Origin of the sequence: Pandoraea sp. B-6, from assembly GCF_000282835.1 — a bacterium.
Classification (GTDB): domain Bacteria; phylum Pseudomonadota; class Gammaproteobacteria; order Burkholderiales; family Burkholderiaceae; genus Pandoraea; species Pandoraea cepalis.
The window spans coordinates 31,483-47,943 of record NZ_KB290498.1 but is presented as its reverse complement, the minus strand read 5'-3'; the positions used below and the strand labels follow the sequence as shown (position 1 = coordinate 47,943).

The following is a 16,461-nucleotide window of genomic DNA, read 5'->3' as shown; positions in this document are numbered from 1 at the left end:
CGTGCCGGCGAGGCGCCGCGCCCGCCCGCAGGCGGTGCCGCCGGCCGGCGCAAACCCCCATGCCTGCTGGGCTTCCAGCCGATGTCACGCTCAGCGCGGCATGGAGACATTGGAGTATGATGGCTGCTGCTATGCTTTTTCCCACCGTCTGGAAAAGAGGTGTACCGTGGCCCGAAAGACCCCCATCGAGCGCTACCGAAACATCGGCATCAGTGCTCACATCGACGCTGGCAAGACAACGACGACCGAGCGCATCCTGTTCTACACAGGCGTCAACCACAAGCTGGGCGAAGTCCACGAAGGCGCTGCCACGATGGACTGGATGGAGCAGGAACAAGAGCGCGGCATCACGATCACGTCTGCCGCGACGACCTGCTTCTGGCGCGGCATGGCCGGCAACTATCCCGAACACCGCATCAACATCATCGACACGCCGGGCCACGTCGACTTCACGATTGAAGTCGAGCGCTCGATGCGCGTGCTCGACGGCGCCTGCATGGTCTACGATTCGGTCGGCGGTGTGCAACCGCAGTCCGAGACCGTCTGGCGGCAAGCCAACAAGTACAAGGTGCCGCGCATCGCGTTCGTCAACAAGATGGACCGCGTGGGTGCCGACTTCTTCCGCGTGCACAAGCAGATTCACGAGCGTCTGCGCGGCAATGCCGTGCCCATCCAGATTCCGATCGGCGCCGAGGACAATTTCCAGGGCGTGGTCGATCTCGTGAAGATGAAAGGCATCGTCTGGGATGAGGAATCGAAGGGCGTGAAGTTCGAATACGTCGACATTCCGGCCAATCTCAAGGACACGGCGCAGGAATGGCACGACAAGATGATCGAAGCCGCCGCCGAGGCCGATGAGGCGCTGCTCGAAAAGTATCTTGGCGGCGATACGCTGACCGAGGCCGAGATCCGGCAGGGGCTGCGCAAGCGTACCGTCGCGGGTGAAATCGTGCCGATGTTGTGCGGCACCGCGTTCAAGAACAAGGGCGTGCAGGCCATGCTCGACGCTGTGATCGATTACCTGCCGTCGCCCGTCGACGTGCCCGCCATCGCCGGTCACGACGAAGACGACAAGGAGATCGAACGCCACCCGTCGGACGACGAGCCCTTCTCCGCCCTCGCCTTCAAGATCATGACGGACCCGTTCGTCGGCCAGTTGATCTTCTTCCGCGTGTACTCGGGCGTGATCGACTCGGGCGCCACCGTCTTCAATCCGACCAAGGACAAGAAGGAACGCTTGGGGCGTATCTTGCAGATGCACGCCAATCAACGCATCGAGATCAAGGAAGTGCGGGCGGGAGATATCGCCGCGGCGGTCGGGCTGAAGGAAGCGACGACCGGCGACACGCTGTGCGATCCAAACGCCGTGATCATTCTGGAGAAGATGGAATTCCCCGAGCCGGTAATTTCGCAAGCGGTCGAGCCCAAGACCAAGGCAGACCAGGAGAAGATGGGCCTCGCCCTGAATCGGCTGGCGCAGGAAGACCCGTCGTTCCGCGTGAAGACCGACGAAGAATCGGGCCAGACGATCATCTCGGGCATGGGCGAGCTGCACCTCGAAATTCTGGTCGATCGCATGCGCCGCGAGTTCGGCGTGGAGGCGACCGTCGGCAAGCCGCAGGTTGCCTATCGCGAAACGGTGCGCAAGAAAATCGAAGACGTGCAGGGCAAGTTCGTCAAGCAGTCGGGCGGACGCGGCCAGTATGGCGACGTGGTCATCACGCTGGAGCCGGACAAGGAAAAGCCGTATGAATTTGTCGATGCGATCAAGGGCGGCGTGGTGCCACGCGAGTTTATCCCGGCCGTGGACAAGGGCATTCGCGAGACGCTAAACAACGGCGTGGTGGCCGGCTATCCGGTCGTCAACGTGAAGGTTACGCTCACGTTCGGGTCATACCATGACGTGGACTCGAACGAAAACGCGTTCCGCATGGCGGGCTCGATGGCGTTCAAGGAGGCGATGCGCCGCGCCGACCCGGTGCTGCTCGAGCCGATGATGGCGGTCGAAGTCGAGACGCCCGAAGAGTTCATGGGCAACGTGATGGGCGACCTGTCCGGTCGTCGCGGCATGTTGCAGGGTATGGATGACATCGTGGGCGGCGGCAAGATCGTACGCGCCGAGGTGCCGCTGTCAGAAATGTTCGGTTACTCGACCTCGTTGCGCTCGCTCACGCAAGGGCGCGCCACGTACACAATGGAATTCAAACACTACGCCGAAGCGCCGAGGAACGTGGCCGACGCGATTATTTCGACCAAGAAGTAATGCGTCATCGGATGTCGAGCGCGGTGTCAGGCGCGGCGGGTCAGGATTGACCGCCGCGCCCGATGTCGTTATCCGGCTGTCGCGCTCGCTAACGCGCTGACTGCCGCTCCGTCATAAGGCGTGATCGGCCCGAGAGAATCGGGCGTCGCGGGCACGGGCGCGGTCAGTAAGTGCGCAGATGCTCGGCGTGATGCGACAGATGATCCGCCATGAAGGTCTGAATGAAGTAGTAGCCGTGGTCGTAGCCGGGGTGGCGCCGCAGGTTCAGCGGCTGACCGGCATCCTGGCAGGCGCGCTCGAAGAGGTGCGGATGCAGTTGTGATTCGAGGAATTGATCGTTCAAGCCCTGATCGATCAGGATGCCGCCGGGAAACACCACCTGCCCGGCCTTCGCCATCAGTTCGCTGGCGTCATACTGACGCCATGTCTCGCGATCCGCGCCCAGATATCCCGCGAATGCCTTCTCGCCCCATGGGCAACGCGTTGGCGCCGCGATCGGCGCGAATGCCGACACCGAGCGGAATTTGTCAGGGTTGCGCAGTGCTAGCGTCAGGGCACCATGCCCGCCCATGGAGTGGCCGAAGATGCCGATCCGTCCCGCGTCGATCGGCAGCGATTGCGTCACCACGCCGTAGAGTTCGTCGACGATATAGCTGTACATGCGATAGTGCGCCGACCAAGGTGCCTGTGTCGCATCGAGATAGAAGCCGGCGCCGACGCCGAAATCCCAGGCATCGGTCTCGCCCGGCACGCCAGCACCACGCGGGCTGGTGTCGGGCGCAATCAGCGCCACGCCGTGTTCTGCGGCGAGCCATTGCGCGCCGCCCTTGATCATGAACGTTTCTTCCGTGCAGGTAAGCCCCGCGAGATAGAACAGCGCCGGCACCGCCCGGCCGTCACGCGCCTGAGGCGGGATGAACACCGAGAAACGCATCGGCAGGCCGATGACAGTCGACGTGTGGCGATAGAAGCGTTGCGCACCACCGAAACAACGGTGTTCGGAAATGAGTTCGAGCATGACGAGATCCGGGAGGGTTCGGGAAGTCGGCCATGGCGCCGCGCCGCCGGGAGCGGGGCAACCATTGCGATGATGGCCGCTATCTTACCTCGCGAGGCGACAGGTGACATCGGCGAGGTGCGTGGGGTGCGCGATGTTCATTCTAGCGGGTTGCATGACGGTCGCGATGTCGCGCAGACGTTCGTTCAGGCGACCTGATGATACCGAAGCCAAAGTCCGTGTTAAGTTGCTGTGCCACCACGTTGCCAACGATTGTGGAACTGGGCTGAAGCTCAGGCGAAAATGCTGCCACCGTGGTACGTCGAATGTCGACGCTCCGGCCTGCTCCGGCCTGGCGACATCGATTGATCGGGCCAGCGAATTCGTCTCCAGCGGTAGAACAACTACTTCCACCGCCCCCGGGCCAATCACCGCCGCATGCAGGTGGCAGGTAGCTCCGGAGGCGCTTCGCTCCGCCGGCATCGCCATCGATCACGGCGCCTCGCCTGCCATTGCTTCCGCGCCTTCACGCCCCGCATGCCTGGCCGCCCGTTGCTCAGCCACGGCTCGCCTCGCCAGGGTGCCCAAAGTGTGTATCTCCTTTTCAACGTCCCGGGTCCACGGACGTCCATAGTTAATCCGGATGTGACGGCGAAATTCGCTATCGCATGAAAAAATTGCACCGGGTGCTATCGCGATTTCGTGCGCTTCGGCCATTTCGAACAACTGCACTGCCCCTACGCCTTCTGGAAGTTGCACCCAAAGGAAGAATCCGCCCGGCGGCCGGACCACCAGTGTCCCTTTGGGGAAGTACTTTACGACAGCGGCCACCATCCGTGTCTGAAGGGACGCCAGTTCGCGGCGCAGCTTACGCAGCAGCCGGTCGTAATCCCCATGTTCAAGGAGGCCCGCAATTGCGCATTGCACGGGCACAGACGCCGGGTCCATTGTCAGCCAACGCGCGTGCTCAATTCTCCTGGCGTAGCGCCCCGCGGCTACCCAACCGAGGTGCAGGCCCGGCGCAAGGCTCGTCGAGAACGACCCGCAGTGCAGCACGAGACCTTTGGCATCGAAGCGCTTCGCCGGATACGCCGGCGTCAAACCGAAATGCAGTTCGCGGAATACGTCGTCCTCGATCAGCGGCACGCCATATATGGCCAGTAGCCTCACAAGTGCCTGCTTCCGTTCATCGGAGAGCGTCGCGCCTGTTGGCTGATGCAGTGTCGTCATAAACCAGCAAGCCCGTACCGGACGCTGCCGCAACGCCTCCTCTAATACGCCGAGGTCGAGTCCATGGTGTGGATCGACAGGGATTTCCACGGCCTTAAGACGGAGGCGCTTAACCACATCTCGCACGGCGTGGAAAGCAGGCCGTTCAATTGCGATGGTGTCGCCAGGCCGAGTCAGAACCTGCAGACAAAGCATCGTTGCGTCGAGCGCGCCACTCGTCACAACAACCTCTTCGATTGGGACCGCAACACCTGTGACAACGTAGCGCAGGGCGATCTGGCGACGCAGATCCGCTTCTACCTCTCCCGCCGACAAGGCGTTCCGGGAACTCGCCATCCTCCGAATTGCTGCAGCCAAAGCGCGCGCAATCCGGCTAAACGGGAACAGCTTGGCACATGGCTCGGACGAGCCAAGCCACGGATGCGCGCATCGACGTTGAGCCCTCATGAAGCGGATAGTCAGGCTGTCACCACCCGCGTCCTCAACACTGTGCTTCGAAACGAGGGTTAAGGCTTTCGTTGACGCGGGCCCGCTTGCGACGAAATAGCCCGAGCGAGGTCTTGCGACGATCAGGCCTCGTCGTTCGAGGGTGTAGTAAGCATGGAAAACGGTTGAAGGACTCACGCGATACGAACTGCTCGCCCGGCGCACCGACGGGAGTCGCACACCGGGTTCAAGCGTACCGTTCAGCATCAGACTTTCGAACTCCGCCGCCAATTGGAGATAGCGCTTCATTATTGTGTTATGCCAACCAAATGGAGCTATTCCGCTCTGCCCCGGTTGAGGGTGGAACGCGTCGTTCAGAAATTCCGACCCCGCCAACTGAGCGCGGTTGCGGCGCCAGCCGGCTTTTTGGACGCGGCGCTGGCGGTCTCGAAAAGTACCTTCAGCCGGCTGGCGCCGAGCGCACGGCTGTAGAAAAACCCTTGACCATACTCGACACGGTTCGCGCGTGCGACGTTGTGATGCGCCGAGTTCTCAATGCCTTCGACCACGACCACGGCGCCCATCTCATGGCCCATGCGCGTCAAAGTACCGATGTGTCGGGATCGCTCATCGGGATTCATTCCCAGCACGCGCCTGTCAATCTTTACCATCTCAAAGGTCATCGCTGCCGGCAGTTCAGGTTCAACGTCAGCAGGCCGCGCGACCGACAGGGCAAAACGCACGCCTATTTCACGCGCCCGCGCCATCATCGGGATGAGTCGGTTTTTGAACTTCCTCGCGCTGCCCGCCCCGATCTTTAGCATCAACGGGGGAAGACCGAGGGAACCAACGTCGCCAAGGTGCGCGAGGAACGCAGAACTTACCAAGTAAGACGCGGGCGCTGTAACGCCGAGGTAGAGCGATTTTGGAGCACCGATTTCCCGCAACTCCTGGGCGGCGCGCGACAGGACAAAACGTGTCACCGGTCCGATCAAACTACTCTTCTCGATGACGTCCATATAGTGAGCCGGGCCCAGCGCGCCGTACTTCTGGTTGTCCCAACGCAACAGGGCGTCGACGCCCACGCACCTGGCCCGCCTCACGCCAACGACCGGTTGGTACTCAAGGTGGAATTCGCCGCGACGTAGCCCTGCACGCGCAGCACGCAGGAGCGACTTGTCGTAGCGAAACCACCGCTTGAGGGCCCAGCCGACAACGACGACCAGCACCGCCACCAGGATCGGCCACAATACAAAGCCCGAAAGGGTCCATGCTGAGGCGCGCTGTGTCGCTGCGCTTGCCGACGGCCGCGCCGGGGCGAGCGTGTCGGCCTCGATCCAAGGCGAGTTCGCCCGGGTTTCACAATCCGCACCCAATGAGCAGTCCGAGACCGGCATTGTCGGCGGTTCCGGCGATTGCTTCGCCAGGTCGGCCCGCGACGTGCTACCCACCAGCGCGTCAGAGGCTAGAAGGCCATTTCGTTCTGCCGCTGCCTGGCCGCTGATTTGCCACCGCACGTCGCTGAGCAGCGTCGCAAGGTTCGCCTCTGCATGGGCCCTTACAGCAGTAGTTCCAATGACAACTTCACGCGCATCCTTCAGCGAATCGCAGGTATTCGTTAGCACAGGCACCGGGCCGGCGACCGGGCCGACAAGGGCTGCGGGAACAACGGGCAACCGTACAATGGACGCGCAGGGTGCGCCAAAGCGAATCGGGGGCGCGGGTGGGTCGGCGAGCCTGTCCGTCAATGGTTGCCAGTCGTTATGTTCAAGCGTATGAATGCGACTAGAGCGGGTGTCGGCCGGATCTGCAAGAGCAAGTGTGGTGCCTGCGCAGATGACCAGGATGACTGTCAACCCGTGTTCCGAGGCACGACCGAGCGCGACGAACGCGCTGCGCCTGATTTTTGATACAGGGAACCCAAATGCCATTGGTCTATCACTAAAAGAATTCGGCTTGAAAAATCGTTATGGATCGGACCGCTTCGCGTCGGCGAAACTTCGAAGGCAGTGGAGCCTGTCTGGGCCGCACTTTGCCAGCGTGTGTGCGTCCGCAATAGAAGCAGATTGCGAAAGAAAGGCCGTATCAGATTGAGAAGTGGCTATCTTCCGAGGTTAGGCGTGTGTGCTGGCGGGGCCGGTCCGATGCCCGAAATCGTGTTTTCCGTAAGGAGCACCCGTTGAAACGGTACGAGCGGTTAGCCGAACAAATCAGTGAGCTCATCAAGCGCGGTGATCTGCCACCCGGCGCGCGTATTCCTTCGGTTCGCTCGGCTTGCAAGGCATGGGACGTGAGCCCCGCGACGGTATTTCGCGCCTACTACCTGCTCGAAGACAGGGGCGTGATCAAGGCGCGCCCGCGCTCAGGCTATTTCGTGTCGCCGACTACCGGAGCATTACCGCGGCAAAGGCCCCGGACCTCGCCGGGTGCCGATCCGAAGACCGTCAATATCAGCGACCTTGTCTTTGAGGTACTCGAGACGATCAGGCAGCCCGAGACTGTCCCATTGGGTTCAGCGTTTCTGAGCCCTACGTTGCTTCCAATGGCACGTGTCGGAAAGTCATGCGCGACTGTCAATCGCTCAACGCACCTGGCCAGCATGGTTGACGGCCTGCCGCCTGGGTTTGAAGGATTGCGCCAGCAGATTTCGTTGCGTTACCTGATGTCGGGGATGACGGTGCCTGTCGATGAGATCGTCATTACGAGCGGTGCACTCGAAGCCCTGACGCTCAGCGCCCAGTTGCTGGCCGCGCCAGGCGATGTGATCGTGATCGAAAAGCCGACGTTTTACGCAGCGCTGCAGGCTATCGAGCGTTTGAGGCTGAACGTAGTGGAGATTCCCGTCGACCCGGTGAAGGGTCATGATCTGGATGCGCTAGCGCGGGCGCTGCAGCAGCATCCGGTTCGGGCCTGCTGGTTCATGACCTCGTTCCACAATCCGACCGGAGTGACGCTGGTCGATTCCAGAAAGCAGGCGCTGGTTGATCTGCTCGCCAAACACGACGTGCCGCTCATTGAGGATGACGTCTACCACGAACTGCATTTTGGCCCGGACCCGGTGCGTCCGGCCAAATTCTTTGACCGGAAAGGTCTTGTCATCCATTGTGGATCGTTTTCGAAGTGCCTTGCCCCCGGATATCGTATCGGCTGGGCGGCAGCCGGAAGGTTCGCGGGCAGGCTGGAACGTGCGAAATGGATGACCACGCTATCGGCCAGCATGCCGGCCCAGCGCGCAATCGCCGACTATCTGGAGCACGGCGGCTACGAACGATTTCTTAAAAAACTACGTCGCGAGTTGGCCCATCAGCAATCGCAGATGCTTGACGCGATCAGCCGGTACTTCCCGGCCGATACCCTAGCCACCAAGTCCGACGGCGGTTATTTCACCTGGGTAACGCTTCCGGACCACGTAGACTCGATACAGTTCTTCCAGGCTGCGCTCAGCAGTGGCATCAGCGTCGCGCCCGGACCTATCTTCTCAGCGGACGGCGCCTTCCGGCACCGTGTACGACTGAACTATGGATACCCATGGTCAGCGCGGCTCGAGAATGCGGTTGCGACACTAGGTGCCCTGTGCGCTGATGAATCGCGTTGCGGCGCCAGGCTTGCCGGTCCGGTTCGGCCGGCATGATACGGACGTCGATCTCAACCCGGCACGCCGGCCGGTGAATCGTGAATCTCATGCACGACAATACGCGCCTTGCCTGCGACTTTCGCACGATACATCGCGGCATCCGCCGCACGTAACAGGGCTTCGCCACTTAACGACGCTGCCTGGCCGCGCAGTAGCATGCCGATACTGGCTGATAACCTGACGACCTTCGCCCCAAACGTTATGGGCTGGCTCAGTGTCAGCAGGATCGCCCGTGCAATTCTCTCCAGTGCAGCGTGATCGATGGCAGGGCCGGCCAGCAGCACGGTGAACTCATCCCCGGCGTGCCGCGCAACCAGATCCCCGCCACGCACGCAGCGGCTTATCCGGCGCGCGGTTTCAACCAGGACTTCGTCGCCGCACTGATGCCCGTAGGTATCGTTGACAGCCTTGAAGCCGTCCAGGTCGATAAACATGATGGCCGCCACACCGTCGCTGCCTGCTGCGCACGCCTCATCGAGCCTCTCGAAGAACGAGCGTCTGTTCGGCAGGCCGGTCAGCGCGTCGTGGAATGCCTGGTGCCGCAGGCGATCGAGCAACGCCCTTCGCTCAGTCACATCCTGCACCAGCAGGCAGTACCCATCATCCGCCTGAACATGGACACGACGCGGCACCATCACACCACGCAGGACACGTTGGCTCCCGTTAAGCGTCGCTCCAACCTCGTACTCGGCCCTTTCGCCGCTGAGCACGCGCTGGACGTACGGCTCGATGGCAGCAAAAAAATCAGCGTCGAGAACCTCGTGGGTGAGCCGTCCCACGATCTCCTCGGGGTCCAACCCCAGCCACTCGCGATAGGTTGAGTTGGCGAACCGATAACGTCGCTCACCGTCGACGTACGCGACCAGCGCCGGCAGATTGTCAGCGATAGCGCGCAAATCCACGCGCGTGGCTCCCAATTGTCGCTCGGCGCTCGTCAGTTGCTCATGCGCCTTGCGCAGACCTTCCGAGGCCTCATGGGCTCCCCGATGCAACGCAGCCTCCCGCGCATCGCGCGCGGCTTTTTCCTGTTGCTCCGCCTGGGTATCATGAATGACAAACAGCCAGCCGCCGTCGCGGGCCGACGTCGTCTGCCTCCGTGCCACCTGCACTCGCGCTGGCTTTCTTTGCTTGTTGCGCAACCTGAACGTTACGTCGAGTGTCAGGACCTCGCCCCCCCCGGCTACGAATATCCAGGGACTGCACGGCCTGCTCAAACCTGGTCCGGTCGCTCGCATCCAGCAGATCGCGTATGTTCGTTTTCGTCAGCGGAGCGCGCGAGTGCGCGAAGAATTTCACGCAGGCATCATTCATGTGTCGCCACTCCCAGTCCCTTCCGATATGTGCGATAGCGACTGGAGTCCGATGGAACGTCTCGACGTAAAGCGTGTGCTGGGTCTGAAGCCGGTCGATCGCCCGAAGCACCTGCAAGCGATCAGCGCTGTCCAGCTTGCTCAGGCCAATTTCGTGCTCGAGCATTTGCCCCAGGTCTGCCAGCATCTGACGCTGTTGGCGCGTGAAACGCCGCGGCATCGAGTGCATCACACATAGCATACCGATGGGTTTACCGCACGGTAGACGCAGCGCAATGCCTGCGAAAAAACGGATTCCAAAGTGGTGGGTTGCCAGTGGCCCCTGCGCAAGCTCCGCATCGGACAATGTATCCCTGACGACAAACGGTTCCTCGCATTGGAGCGTCCGGCCATAGTAAGTCGCCACATGGAATACGACGTTCCGTTGCAGCGACCGACTTCAGAAACTGGATGCGCGCATCGCCACGCATGGCTAGAAAACGCCGGTCTACTTTCACGTAATCGAACCGGAAGTCCGCGAGCAAGTCAAAATTGCTGACGCCTGTACCGAAATCGTCGAGTGACAGGTGTACGGCGCGTTGCCTTAAGTGGCCAAGGGCCGTGACAACCCGCGGCGTACGCTCGACGCAACTGCGCTCGGTGAGTTCCAAAATGAGGCGCTCCAGCATCGGACCGGCGGACTCGCAGACATCCTCGACAAAGCCGTCCTTCATCAGATGCCGCGCGCAGATGTTGACCGATATATGCCAGTGCTGGGGGAACGGCGGCTGGCTCAGTGCGTTAGTCGCCTCGCGCAGCACGAAACGGGTCAACGCGCCGAGCAGCCGCGAGCCTTCGAGCTTCCCAATGAACTGCCCCGGCCCCGCGGCGCCGAACTTTGGATGGCCCCACCGGAGCAGCGCTTCCACGCCCACGCAATGTCGCATGCACATGTCCACAATGGGCTGATAAACGACATGGAACTCACCACGGCGAAGACCGATGCGCACCGCGCGCCGCAATCTCGCTTTTGGGTGAACGCAATAGCCAACGTACACAATCGCGTCGCAAGCAGATAGTGCGAAAAGCAGAACGACGGCGGCGTGAGCGGCGAACAGGCTGGCCGCGAGGAAGCCCGCCAGGCTCGACGCAACGACGACAGTCACCGCCGCGTCGGGATGCTCGTCGAATATATAGGTCGCAGCCAGCGTATTCGTGCTGTGTAGCGTTGCAAAAATCGCATGGCGTTCTTTTCGCACGGTTATCGTAGTTGCGAACTATGACCTGGCTGCGATCCCAAAACGAGTAGCAGTCACGTATCAAAACATGCGTATCAGATCCGATGTCGTACCCGGGCAAGCTGGCCGGCAACTCACCGGAGCAGGCTTGTCTGCTTACACGATGCCGCCCGGAAATCCCACCTGACCGGCCTTGGCCATCAGTTCGCTGGCGTCATACTGACGCCACGTCTCGCGATCCGCGCCCAGATATCCCGCGAACGCCTTCTCGCCCCACGGACAACGCGTTGGTGCGGCGATCGGCGCGAATGCCGACACCGGGCGGAATTCATCAGGTTTGCGCAGAGCGGGCGTCAGGGCACCATGCCGGCCCATCGAGTGGCCGAAGATGCCGATGCGTCCCGCGTCGATCGGCAACGATTGCGTCACCACGCCGTAGAGTTCGTCGACGATGTAGCTGTCGATGCGATAGTGCGACGATTGGCAATTTCGCGCATGTTGGCTTCGCCCGGGATTGATCCAAGTCATCACGCCTGGCTCGGTCTTTTATATCCTATTGAGATATATCCAAAGCGCGCATGGTATGTCGCGACGCGATGCGCTCATGCCGCTGCCAGGCCCATGCGCGCAGCAGTGCCGATGCATCAGCGATGCTGACGCAGAAAATGACGGGGGAGCCTCCATGACCGAGTTCAGAACATTCGACATCTTCCGCTACGATCCGGACGGCGATTCTGCGCCACGCATGCAGACGTTCACGATCGACATCGCGCCAACCGACCGGATGCTGCTCGATGTGTTGATGCGACTGAAGGCTCTTGACGAAACGTTGAGTTTCAGGCGCTCGTGCCGAGAGGGCGTATGCGGGTCGGACGCGATGAACATCAACGGCAAGAACGGTCTTGCCTGTACGACGAATCTTCACGATTTGCCACGTCATACGGTGTTGCGCCCGCTCCCCGGCTTGCCGGTCGTGCGCGACCTGATCGTGGACATGACGGCATTCGTCGAGCAATACCATTCGATCATGCCGTACCTGATCAACGATACGCCTCCCCCCGAACGCGAGCGCCTCCAGTCACCGGACGAACGCGATGCGCTCGACGGACTCTACGAATGCATCCTGTGCGCCTGTTGCTCGAGCGCCTGTCCGTCGTTCTGGTGGAATCCCGACAAATATGTTGGCCCCGCGGGGCTGCTGCAGGCCTACCGGTTCCTCGTTGATTCACGCGATGAAGGCACGAACGCACGGCTCGACAATCTCGAAGATCCGTATCGGCTATTTCGCTGCCGATCGATATTGAACTGCACCGACGTTTGCCCTAAGGGATTGAACCCAGCGAAGGCCATCGGCGAGATTAAATCCATGCTGGTGCGCCGGACCCTTTAAACCGAACGCCACGCGAACCCTCGGAAAACTGATCCACGCGCGACCGGCCAGCCCAAGCGTGAACGGTGCCAAGTCGGTGACGCTCATGCAATCCGACCCGCTTGAGGTCGTACAGCCTTCGACTAGAAACACCCCCCGTCTCAAAAAATTTGTCACAATTTCTAAACTTTGCGCCGCACACGTCGCTATACGGTAAAGGACGTGGGAGACGTGCGGTGATCTGTTGCACCGCGCTCGACGCGAGATGTTCCCCGCTGGGAGATTTGTCACATTTGCCGGTTATGATGCGTCGCGCCATGTAAGACGCGAATGGCGATCAGGCCGCGTCAGGCACACCGAGCCCCGTCCCGCCAGGCAGTCGCAGCAACGTAGTCCATCAGCAGTGCACAAAGCAGCATCGCGCCACCACCGCCGGCACGGTCCCCCTTCAAGGACTGGTCAGGACAAGGACGACGATGCATGACACCGACCAGATCATCAGAGATTTACCGGGGCCCCAATGAAGCTGATCCTGCTGGCGCTTGCCGCCTCGCTGTTTACGCTCGTCATGATGGTACAGGCGCGCAGCGAAGCCGACGACGTAGGTATCTCCGCTGCCCGCGCGCAACCGCCGGGCGTCATCGTCAGTGACCGCGTACGTACGCGCAAGGACATGGCGATGTGGAATGCTCGCCGCAAGATGCACGCGGTGCGTCAGGAAGACTGACGCGGCCAGGGCATCGTTTTCCGTGCAGCAACATGCTGCAACGCACCAAACTTGGGCATCCTCCGCAACCGTCCTATAGTGGAAGGGAAATTCAGGCGAGGAGACAAGAACGATGCCCGCACTTCACTTCAACCTTTACGACCTGACCCTGTTCCTGCCGATGGCCGTGGCCGGTGCATTGCTCGTTGGCGGCATTCCCGTCACCACACGGGCCACGCGCTACAGTCTGCGCGCGGTCGGTGCCGTGGTCGGCGCCCTCGTCGCGTTGCTGGTCATGGAGGCGTTGCCCGTATTGGTGTAGCCACCGGGCGCCCCGAGCAGGCAAGTCGCGATCCGGCTTCGGATAGCGACTTGCGGAGCTATCCCTGTCGGCCCCGTCGCCCGCAGCCCGTTGGCACGTTGGCCCTGCCGTGCTAGTCGCGACGTCGGTCACGTCGCTGTCATCACGGCCACCTATGCTGGTTTCCGGCAACTTCGGTTGCGCTGTCACCCTCTCTGTTGCGCCGCCGACCCGCTCGGCGGCTTTTTTTATGTCGAGGCCGATGCCCGCATCCCCGCGTTTGCACCGGCATCGTTTTCTCCCGACGCGCACACCGCCATGGCCTACAATCACCGGAAGTGCAACGCTTCGCGCCAAGTCTCCAGCGCTCGACATCCGGGACACCGCGCTACGCCGACAGAGGAGGTTTCCGTATGTCCGACGCGTTCTCCCGCGCCTTCGCCGTGGTCATCAATCAGTACCGCTCGCCCCGTCAGTACACCGTTTCGGTCGAACGCACGAGTGAGATGATCGCCAAAAATATCGGGCTGTTCTCCGACGGCTTCGCCGCGGAACCGCATCTGATCGTCGGCTTGTTCGAACGCGAAGCCGACGCCTGGGCCCTCGCCCGACGTCTGCAGCGCACCCGCACCACCATGCAGGCCCTGCTCCAGACGCCCGCCCGCGCCACCTCCGTCTCGCCCCCCGAACTCGATCCGAGCGACTGATACCCCTCACGTCTTTCGCCGCCCCCCCTCGGCGTCGCCGCTTGACTGCGTCACCGGATCCTCGCTCGCCCCTTCCCGTCCCGCGTCCGCCGCATGCCACGTCCTCTTCCTCTTATTCCTCGCGCCAGCACACGTTAACCGGTGATCTAAAAAACGTCCCCCGGCGTTCGCTTGCAAGCGTAGAATTCGGAATTCCATATATCACTGATACCGGCAAGCACCGGAATCCCATGTCGAACCCCGCTGCCAGCGCCGACTTTCCGGCGTCCTACCCAGCTTCCGCGCCCCAAGCGGCGCTTGCGCCGCTTGGCCCACTGACCAGCACGCCGGTGCTGATCGACCTGGTGTATTCGCGTCTGCGCGACGCCATCGCCGATCTCACATTGCCGCCGGGCGAGCGCATCCGCCAAGCCGAGTTGGCCGATGCCTTGGGCGTGTCGCGTCAGCCTGTCAGCCATGCGTTGCAGTTGCTCAAGCGCGACGGTCTGGTCTGCGACAGCGGGCGCCAAGGGCTCGAGGTCGCGCCGATCGACGCCGACCATCTTCGCCAGCTCTATCAGGTGCGCACCGCGCTGGACGGGCTCGCCGCCCGGTTGGCGGCCACGCGCATGGCACAGGGCACGCTGACCGACGCCGAATTGCGCCGCCTGCAGGACGCCGTCGCCGCCGGCATGGCGATGACACGAGGCACGCCGGTGGCGCGTCAAGTCCGCGTGGAGGTTGCCTTCCACACGGCGCTGCACGACGCGTCGGGCAACCCATTGATCGCGCAAACGGTGGCGCCGCAATGGCCGCACATCATGCGGGCGATGGCGGCAACGCTCGGCGCGATGCCGATGCAGGAAGTCGTCTGGCATGAGCACGGGGAGATCGCCGCGCGCATCGCCGCGGGCGACGCCATCGGCGCCGAAGCCGCCGCCCGCGAACACACCGAAGCCGACGGCGGCCAGTCGCGACGCGAGTGGCTTGCCCGACTGGCGGGGGCCCACTGACGATGCAAGCCGTTATCTCTGCTGCCCTGCCCGTCTTCGGGCTGATCTTCGTGGGCTATCTCTGCGCCCGCCGGGCCTGGCTCGGGGAGGGCGCCCTCGACGCCCTCAACCGTTTCGTCGTCTATCTCGCCCTGCCCGCCGTGCTGTTCCAGTCGATGGCGCAGATTACGTGGGCGGAGCTGGTCAATCCGGGGTTTCTGGGAGCGTTCGGCGGCGGCATGGCGGCGACCTTCGCGCTGTCGTTCCTGCTCGATCGCACGGTACGAGGACGGCTGACCGACGCGAGCATCGAAGGCATGGGCGCGGCCTATCCGAACGCCGGGTTCATGGGACTGCCGCTGTGCCTCGTGGTCTTCGGTCCGGCCAGCGTGCCGGCGGTCGTCGTCGCGATGCTGCTCACCGCCACCGTGCTCTTCGCAATCTCCATCGCGATCATCGAGACGGATTTGCAAGTCACGCCGAACTGGCGTCGCACGGCAGGCTTCGTAGTCCGCGCGCTGGTGCGCAATCCGCTTGTCGTCTCACCGTTCGCCGGCATGGCATTTGCGGGCGCCGGTATCGCGTTGCCCGCCCCCGTGCTGCACCTCACGACATTGCTCGGCGGTGCCGCGAGTCCCTGCGCATTGGTCGCGATCGGCCTGTTTCTCGCGCAGCGATCGGGCGCGGCGCGAGCGCCGCGCATGGCGCGGGCGGTCGGGCGTCTCGTCGGACTCAAGCTGGTGTTTCAACCGGCCATCACGGCGTTCCTGGCGTTCCGCGTCTTCGATCTTCCCGCGATCTGGGCACACAGTGCCCTGCTGCTCTCGGCGCTGCCCATCGGCACCGGCCCGTTCATGCTCGCGCAACTGTACGGACGCGAAGCCACCGTCGCTTCGCGCGCGATTCTGATGTCGACGGTGCTCTCCGTGGTAACGGTGTCGCTGCTGATTGGGTGGTTCAGCGTGCGTTAAGCGCGCGGAAAGCAACGCCCCGAGACGGCAGGCGCGAACGGCGATCCCTTCAGCCCAGGCTCGCCGCGGGTGCCACGACCACGCGGTCGCGTCCCCCGCGCTTGGCCGCGTAGAGCGCCGCATCGGCGGCGCCGAGCAGGCGCATCGGCAGCGTGTCCCGGTCGGAGACATCGCGCGGATCCACGCTGGCAAGCCCGATGGAAATCGTGAGCGGTACGCGCGCGCCATCGTCGTCGGGCACGTCCAGCCCTGCCACGGCCCGACGCACTCGCTCGGCGACCGTGCCCGCCCAGTTCTGCTCGGTCTGCACGAGCAACGCGGCAAACTCTTCCCCGCCATAACGCGCGAGCGTGTCCGTC

Annotated in this window: 15 protein-coding genes and 1 pseudogene; 8 read left to right on the top strand and 8 right to left on the bottom strand. The window is 62.6% G+C overall.

The window, feature by feature from the left end; genetic code table 11:
- Positions 1-166: 166 nt before the first annotated feature.
- Complete coding sequence (gene fusA, locus A985_RS0105245; RefSeq protein WP_017232355.1) at positions 167-2,263, top strand: elongation factor G; 2,097 nt, start codon at positions 167-169, stop codon at positions 2,261-2,263.
- Positions 2,264-2,426: 163 nt separating this feature from the next.
- On the opposite strand, the gene fghA is transcribed toward fusA, so the two are convergent.
- From fghA to A985_RS0105225, 3 genes are all read right to left on the bottom strand, one after another.
- Entirely contained in the window at positions 2,427-3,281 is an 855-nt protein-coding gene (fghA, locus tag A985_RS0105240) for an S-formylglutathione hydrolase (RefSeq protein WP_017232354.1), read from the bottom strand.
- Between the two features lie 471 nt (positions 3,282-3,752).
- Positions 3,753-5,225, bottom strand: coding sequence for a PLP-dependent aminotransferase family protein (locus A985_RS24320; protein WP_039829903.1), 1,473 nt, complete (start codon positions 5,223-5,225; stop codon positions 3,753-3,755).
- Positions 5,226-5,290: 65 nt separating this feature from the next.
- On the bottom strand, positions 5,291-6,847 hold the full coding sequence (locus tag A985_RS0105225; protein WP_017232352.1) for an EAL domain-containing protein: 1,557 nt from the start codon (positions 6,845-6,847) through the stop codon (positions 5,291-5,293).
- Between the two features lie 248 nt (positions 6,848-7,095).
- Here A985_RS0105225 and A985_RS0105220 point away from each other — a divergent pair, with 248 nt between their 5' ends.
- Positions 7,096-8,547 carry a PLP-dependent aminotransferase family protein gene (locus A985_RS0105220; RefSeq protein ID WP_017232351.1) on the top strand — a complete coding sequence of 484 codons (1,452 nt, stop codon included), beginning with the start codon at positions 7,096-7,098 and terminating at the stop codon, positions 8,545-8,547.
- Between the two features lie 14 nt (positions 8,548-8,561).
- On the opposite strand, the gene A985_RS0105215 is transcribed toward A985_RS0105220, so the two are convergent.
- The 4 genes and pseudogenes from A985_RS0105215 to A985_RS0105200 form a co-directional block, all read right to left on the bottom strand.
- Entirely contained in the window at positions 8,562-9,689 is a 1,128-nt protein-coding gene (locus A985_RS0105215) for a diguanylate cyclase domain-containing protein (protein WP_157211356.1), read from the bottom strand.
- On the bottom strand, positions 9,595-10,206 hold the full coding sequence (locus A985_RS28965; RefSeq protein WP_232424526.1) for a GAF domain-containing protein: 612 nt from the start codon (positions 10,204-10,206) through the stop codon (positions 9,595-9,597). Before A985_RS28965 ends, A985_RS0105215 begins: the two co-directional genes overlap by 95 nt.
- Complete coding sequence (locus A985_RS24315) at positions 10,112-11,098, bottom strand: EAL domain-containing protein (protein WP_232424525.1); 987 nt, start codon at positions 11,096-11,098, stop codon at positions 10,112-10,114. Before A985_RS24315 ends, A985_RS28965 begins: the two co-directional genes overlap by 95 nt.
- A 138-nt stretch (positions 11,099-11,236) precedes the next feature.
- Positions 11,237-11,605: pseudogene (locus A985_RS0105200) on the bottom strand (alpha/beta hydrolase-fold protein); the annotation flags it as partial.
- A gap of 154 nt (positions 11,606-11,759) precedes the next feature.
- On the opposite strand from A985_RS0105200, the gene A985_RS0105195 reads away from it, so the two are divergent.
- The 6 genes from A985_RS0105195 (at position 11,760) to A985_RS0105170 (ending at position 16,102) form a co-directional block, all read left to right on the top strand.
- Positions 11,760-12,467, top strand: coding sequence for a succinate dehydrogenase iron-sulfur subunit (locus A985_RS0105195; RefSeq protein WP_017232347.1), 708 nt, complete (start codon positions 11,760-11,762; stop codon positions 12,465-12,467).
- A gap of 499 nt (positions 12,468-12,966) precedes the next feature.
- A complete protein-coding gene (locus tag A985_RS0105190) occupies positions 12,967-13,173 on the top strand; it encodes a hypothetical protein (RefSeq protein ID WP_017232346.1) in 207 nt (68 codons plus the stop codon).
- Between the two features lie 112 nt (positions 13,174-13,285).
- Positions 13,286-13,474, top strand: a complete 189-nt coding sequence (locus A985_RS0105185; RefSeq protein ID WP_017232345.1) for a hypothetical protein — start codon at positions 13,286-13,288, stop codon at positions 13,472-13,474.
- 392 nt (positions 13,475-13,866) lie between these two features.
- Positions 13,867-14,160 (top strand): hypothetical protein, encoded by a 294-nt coding sequence (locus A985_RS0105180; RefSeq protein ID WP_017232344.1) that lies wholly within the window; start codon positions 13,867-13,869, stop codon positions 14,158-14,160.
- 230 nt (positions 14,161-14,390) lie between these two features.
- Positions 14,391-15,152: a GntR family transcriptional regulator gene (locus A985_RS0105175; protein ID WP_017232343.1), complete on the top strand. Its 762-nt coding sequence runs from the start codon at positions 14,391-14,393 to the stop codon at positions 15,150-15,152.
- Positions 15,153-15,154: 2 nt separating this feature from the next.
- Positions 15,155-16,102, top strand: a complete 948-nt coding sequence (locus tag A985_RS0105170) for an AEC family transporter (protein WP_017232342.1) — start codon at positions 15,155-15,157, stop codon at positions 16,100-16,102.
- A 49-nt stretch (positions 16,103-16,151) separates the two neighbouring features.
- Here the strand turns inward: A985_RS0105170 and A985_RS28465 are convergent.
- The coding region (locus A985_RS28465) for a diguanylate cyclase (protein WP_017232341.1) at positions 16,152-16,461 on the bottom strand (310 nt) is incomplete at its 5' end.